The sequence below is a fragment of the Streptomyces sp. NH27 genome, from assembly GCF_056859195.1.
This window is the reverse complement of record NZ_JACEGK010000529.1, coordinates 1-5,606: the sequence shown is the minus strand read 5'-3', so window position 1 is coordinate 5,606 and position 5,606 is coordinate 1. Positions and strand designations below refer to the sequence as shown.

At 76.7% G+C, this 5,606-nt stretch carries 2 protein-coding genes and 1 pseudogene; all 3 read left to right on the top strand.

Translation table 11 applies throughout. From position 1 onward, the window contains the following. Positions 1-1,468, top strand: a pseudogene (locus AC13HU_RS31090) (hypothetical protein); the annotation flags it as partial. Next, positions 1,465-2,727 (top strand): ATP-binding protein, encoded by a 1,263-nt coding sequence (locus AC13HU_RS31085; protein WP_483045312.1) that lies wholly within the window; start codon positions 1,465-1,467, stop codon positions 2,725-2,727. The pseudogene AC13HU_RS31090 and the gene AC13HU_RS31085, both read left to right, overlap by 4 nt. A gap of 10 nt (positions 2,728-2,737) precedes the next feature. Next, a partial coding sequence (locus AC13HU_RS31080) for a DUF5682 family protein (protein ID WP_483045311.1) occupies positions 2,738-5,606 on the top strand: 2,869 nt, incomplete at its 3' end.

Below are 5,606 nucleotides of genomic sequence, written 5' to 3'. Positions count from 1 at the left end.
GATCACGCGGGTCGTCGAGCGCGGCCCGGTGCCGTACCGGCCGCAGGCAGCCGAACGGTTCGCCGAACTGACCGGCGTGGACGTGTCGTTGGCCGCTCTGCTGCTGCTCGGGCTGCCCGGGCTCGGCGGCTACGGGCGGTCCGGGCTGCCACCCGCGGAGATCCTCGACCTGGCCGGGCTGCGGCCGACCCGCGCTCTCACCGCGCGTGACGCGCTGCGCCGGCTGCCGACCGAGTACCGGACCCGCTTCCTCGCGGCGCTCGTGCCCGCCGACCCGGCCGCGGTGGACCGGCTGTGGATCGACGGCTTCGACCCGGACGTGCTCGCCGACGCGTGGCTGTCCGTCCACGGCGACCGGCGCCCGGTGCCGATCGAGCTGGTCGAACGCGCCGAGCGGGAGGGCGACTTCGGCGCGTGGACCGAGATGGTGGTCAACTCCGAGGCCGCCACCGCCCTGCACGGCCGCACCCGCCAGCGGCTCGACGAGAACCGCGTGCTGGCGCCCGACCATCCCGAGGCAATGCTGTACGGGTCCACCCTGCGGGAGTACGGCGGCGCGCTGCGCTGGCTGGCGTACCGGCTGCCGTACGGCCACCCGTTGCGCCCGCCGCTGCGCGACACCCTGGCCGCACTGCGTGCACGGCTCGCCGACGAGGAACTGCTGCTGGACCTGAACGTCTCCTGGAGCGGCACGGGCAAGCCGGTCGCGGTGGCGCTGCGCGAGGCATACGGCCTGCCGACGACCGGCGGCGAAGGACCGGACGGCCTGGTCCGGGTCGGACCGGCGATCGTCCTCGCGCCGCCGCTGCGCGGCAGGACCCACGAAGAGGTGTGGCTGCGGCCCGCGGCCGTGCTGCCCGGCGCGTCCCCCGAGGGCGGTCCCGACCACCCCGCGCTCGTCCTGCTGTCCGGCTTCGCCGGGATCGGCGGGCCGTACGTACAGGCACTGCGGGATGTGCTCGGCGAGGAGCTGGCGGCCGCGGTGGCCGCCGACGGGCCTGCGGGCGCCGCGCAGTATCCGGCGCACAGCGTGCCGGAGTTGACCGCGCAGGCCGCGCAGCGGTTCGGCCTGTCGCAGGACGCGGCCGCGCTGTACCTGATGCTGCTGGCGCTGCCCGACCCGACCGACCGCAACGTCACGGCCTGGACCGGATGGAAGCCGGCCCGGGCGAAGCAGGCCAGGGCCGAACTGGCCGGCACCGACCTGGTGGTGGAGGCGAAGCGGCCGCGGTCCGGCCGCAGCCTCTTCCTGCCCGGCGGATGGATCGACCTCACGGCGCCGGCACTGCCGCTGGAGTCGTGGAAGCAGGAACTTCTCTCCGCCGGGCAGTTGGACCTCGCCGCGCAGCCGATACCGGAGCTGCCGGTGCCCGAGCTGTTCCGGCGGGCATGGCAGCGGGTGCTGGACGGCGACCCGCCGGCGTTCGAGGAGTTCGCGCAGCGACGGACCGGGCGGGGACGGCGATGAGCGAGCGCGGGACGAAGAGCGCCGGGGCCGGTGGGTTCGACGGTGCGGGTGAAGGTGAAAGCGAAGGTGACGGTGGTGTGGTGAGCGCTCAACCTGCCCGGCGGCAGATCGAGTTGGCCGAGGACCGGTACGCCGATGAGCTGGCGTTCCTGGCCGGCTGGGACCGCGGACCGCGCCCGCCCGGCTGGCGGCTGACCCCGCGGGCGGTGGTCGTCTTCGTCTGCGGCTCGGGCGGCGAACCGCTGCGCACCGCCGCCGGCAACGGAGTTGAGGTCGCCGCGGCGGGCGAGGGTCCCCACGAGCTGGTGGTGGCACGGAAGTTCGTCGGCGACCGGGCGCTGGTCGAGCGATGCGTGGTGACGCTCGCCGGGGAGCGGGGCCTGCTGCTGGTCGGCGAGCCCGGCACCGCCAAGTCGATGCTGTCGGAGCTGCTGGCCGCCGCCGTGTGCGGCACCAGCGGACTGACCGTCCAGGGCACCGCGGGCACCACCGAGGACCAGGTCCGCTACGGCTGGAACTACGCCTCGCTGCTCGCCAACGGCCCCAGCCGCGCGGCCCTCGTGCCCTCCCCCGTGCTCACCGCGATGACGCGCGGCGCGGTGGCCCGGATCGAGGAGATCACCCGCTGCCTGCCGGAGGTGCAGGACGCGCTCGTGTCGATCCTGTCCGAACGGCGGATGGCCGTACCCGAGTTGGCCGACGGCGCCGACGGGACGGACGGCACGATCCACGCGGTGCCCGGCTTCACCGTCATCGCCACCGCCAACCTCCGCGACCGCGGCGTCTCGGAGATGTCCGCGGCCCTCAAGCGCCGGTTCAACTTCGAGACGGTCGGCCCGATCGGCGACCTCGACACCGAGACCGCGCTCGTCCGTGCCCAGGCCACGGCCGCATTGGCCCGCGGCGGGGCCGAGTTCACCGTCGACCAGGCGGTATTGGAGGCACTGGTCACCGCCTTCCGCGACCTGCGCGGCGGCCAGAGCGCCGAGGGCTGGGAGGTGGAGCGGCCGTCCACGGTGATGAGCACCGCGGAAGCGGTCCACGTCGCCACCTCGATGGGGCTGGCCGCGACCTACCTCCCCGACGGCCGGGACCCGCTGCGCACCTTGCCCGGGCACCTGCTCGGCACCGTACGCAAGGACGACCCGGCCGACCACGCCCGGCTGCTCGGCTACTGGGACGGGCCGGTACGGCGCCGCGCGGAGCAGGGCGCGCCGCTGTGGCGGACGCTGTGGGAGCTGCGCGATGCGCTCGGCTGAGGATGCGGACGTGGCCGGGACCGGGGCCGAGTTCGGGGCCGGGTTCGGGACCGGGGCGGGCGCCGAGTGGGCCGATGGCGCCGATCCGGCCAACCGGGCCAACGGGGCCGGCACGGTCTACGGTGCCGACGAGGTCGACAAGGCCGATGTCGAGGCGGAGTTGGCCGCGCTGGCCGGGTGCGGGGAGCCGTACCTGATCGGGGTACGCCACCACTCGCCCGCGCTGGCCGCCGCCGTGCCGCAGCTGCTGGCCACGGCGGCGCCCGACGTGCTGTTCGTGGAACTCCCCGAGGACTTCGGGACCTGGCTGCCGCACCTGGCCGACCCCGACGTGCTGCCGCCGGTGGCACTGGCCGGGCACGGACCGCGCGGGCTGGTGTTCCTGCCGTTCGCGGAGTTCTCGCCGGAACTCGCGGCACTGCGCTGGGCGCGGGCGGCCGGGGTGCCGGTAGTGGCGTTCGACCTGCCGGTCGGGGCGCCCGAGTTGGACAGCCCGCGCCGCGGAGGGGGCGGCGCGGGCACCCACCATCGACCCGCACGACGCGGCCTCGCGGACGCGTTGCGGGCACGGGCCGGCGGTCGCGCCGAGGACGACCTCTGGGACCGCCTGGTCGAGTCCGCGGCCCCGGGCGGCTCGCCCGAGTCGCTGCGCCGCGCCGCCCTCCTGGTCGGCTGGGCGCTCCGCCACGACGCCGCCACCGAGGACCGTCTCGACCCCCACGACCTGCGCCGCGAGGCCCACATGCGGCGCCTCATGGCCGAGCGCGGGGCCGTACGGCCGGTCGCGCTGGTGGGCGCGTTCCACGCCCCGGCCTTGCTGCCGGGCGCGGCCACGCGCGCGGCGGACACCGAGGACGGCACCGAACCGGGCGGCGGGACCGAACCGCCTGCTGCGACCGAACCGGGTGTGGCGACCGTCGCCGCCACCACGTCGCTCGTCCCCTATACCTTCGCGCTGCTGGACGAGCGGTCCGGCTACCCCGCCGGGGTCCGGGACCCGGAGTGGCAGCAGGGCGTGGTGGAGGCGGCCGGGGACGCGGAGCGGCTGGACGCGTTGCTGGTGGCCACGGTGGTACGGATCTGCGTCGCGGTACGCGCCGCGGGCCATCCGTGCGGGCCGCCGGACGCGCGGGAAGTGGTGCGGCACGCACGTGACTTGGCGACGTTGCGGGGCCGGCCGGCCGCGGGACGGGCTGAGTTGCTGGAGGCGGCGCAGACGGTCCTCGCGCAGGGCCAACTGCTCGGCCGTGGACGGGTGGTGGCGCAGGCGCTGGAATCCGTGCTGGTCGGAACCCGGCACGGGCGGCTCGCGCCGGGCACCCCGCGTTCCGGGCTCGGCCCGGCCGTCGAGGCGCTGCTCGCCGAACTGCGGCTGCCCGCACCGGATTCGCCGGAGGAGCGCGAGGTGCGACTCGACCCGCACCGCTCACCGCTCGACCGCAGGCGGGAGTTGGCGTTGCGCCGGCTGGCGGTGTGCCGGGTGCCGTACGGGGAGGTCGTACGCGGCGGGGGCACGCCACTCGGGTCGCCCGGACCGGCCGGACCGCCGGGCGCCACCGCCTCCGACGGCGACACCGGCGCAAGTACGGGCATCGGCATCGGCGTTCGCTGGACGGTCGGTTGGACCCCGGCGACCGCCGCCATGCTGGACGCCGTGGCCGCCCATGGCAGCGACCTGGCGCAGGCCGCGGCGGGCCTGCTGCGGCAGCGGGCGCTGGCCGAGCGGCGGCGCGGCGGTCCGACGGCCGCCGAGGTGCTGGCCGGTTTCGAGGAGGCGGCGCTGTGCGGGCTGCCGGAGGCCGCGGCGGACCGGCTCGCCGAGACCGCCGACGTGCTGCCGGTCACCGGGACGCTGCCCGAACTCCTGGCCGCGATGGGCCTGCTCGACCGGATCTCGGCCGGGTTGCTGCCCGGCCTGCCCGAGGACTGGCAGACCGCACGAGTCGCCGCCGCGCTCGCCGGACTCACCGCGGCGGGCGTCCGTGCGCTGGACGGGCTGGCCGGCTCCGACGACCCCGCCGACGCCCGCGCGCTGGCCGAACTCGCCACCCGCGGCGGCCCACCGGGGCTGCGGGTCCGCGACGCCCTGGCCCGGCTGGCCGCCGACGGCACCCCGCTGATCAAGGGCGCCGCGGCCGCCACCCGGGTGCTGCTCGACGACATCCCGCCCGCGGCGTTCGGTACGGCGCTGGCCGCCCGTACGCATGGCGCGACCAGTCCCGAACTCCGTGTCGAACTGGGCGCGTTCCTCGCCGGTGCGCTCACCGCCGCGGGGCCGCTCCTGGAAGCGGGCCCGCTGCTCGCCCCGGTCGCCGAACTCGTCGCGGCGCTGCCCGACCGCGCCTTCCTCACCCGGCTGCCCGCCCTGCGGCACGGCTTCGACGTCCTCTCCCCCGCCGCTCGCGCCCGCCTGCTCGCCGCGGTCCGCGCCCACCCGTCCGCCTCGACCCCGCACCGGGGTGCCGCAGCGCCCGACCCGCACACCCTCGCCCGCCATACGTCGGCCGACCTCGCCGGACGCGAAGCGCTCGCGGCGCGCGGGCTGTTGACCGTCCTCACCACGACCCCCGCCGAACCGCTCACGAACCCGGCCGTAGCTCATCCGGCCGCGGCACCCAACTCCCCGCGACCCAAGGAGCAGCAGACACCCGTACCCGTACCCGTACCCAACTCAACACCCGCACCCGCACCCGCACCCGCACCCGACGGCATCGCCCCCGACGTCCGCTGGCAGTTGCTGCTCGGACAGGTCGAGGAGAGGGACGGACGCGGCGGCCGGGCCGGGCGGATCGCCACCGCGCTCGACGAGTTGTACGGCGCCGGGCGGGGCGAGGGCGCGGCGAGCGTGCCCGGCGCGGCGGGCGCCGGGGGTGGGCAGG

Bases quoted from the DNA above. Each gene is read 5' to 3' on its own strand.
- AC13HU_RS31085 (WP_483045312.1), top strand. From the start codon at position 1,465: ATGAGCGAGCGCGGGACGAAGAGCGCCGGGGCCGGTGGGTTCGACGGT.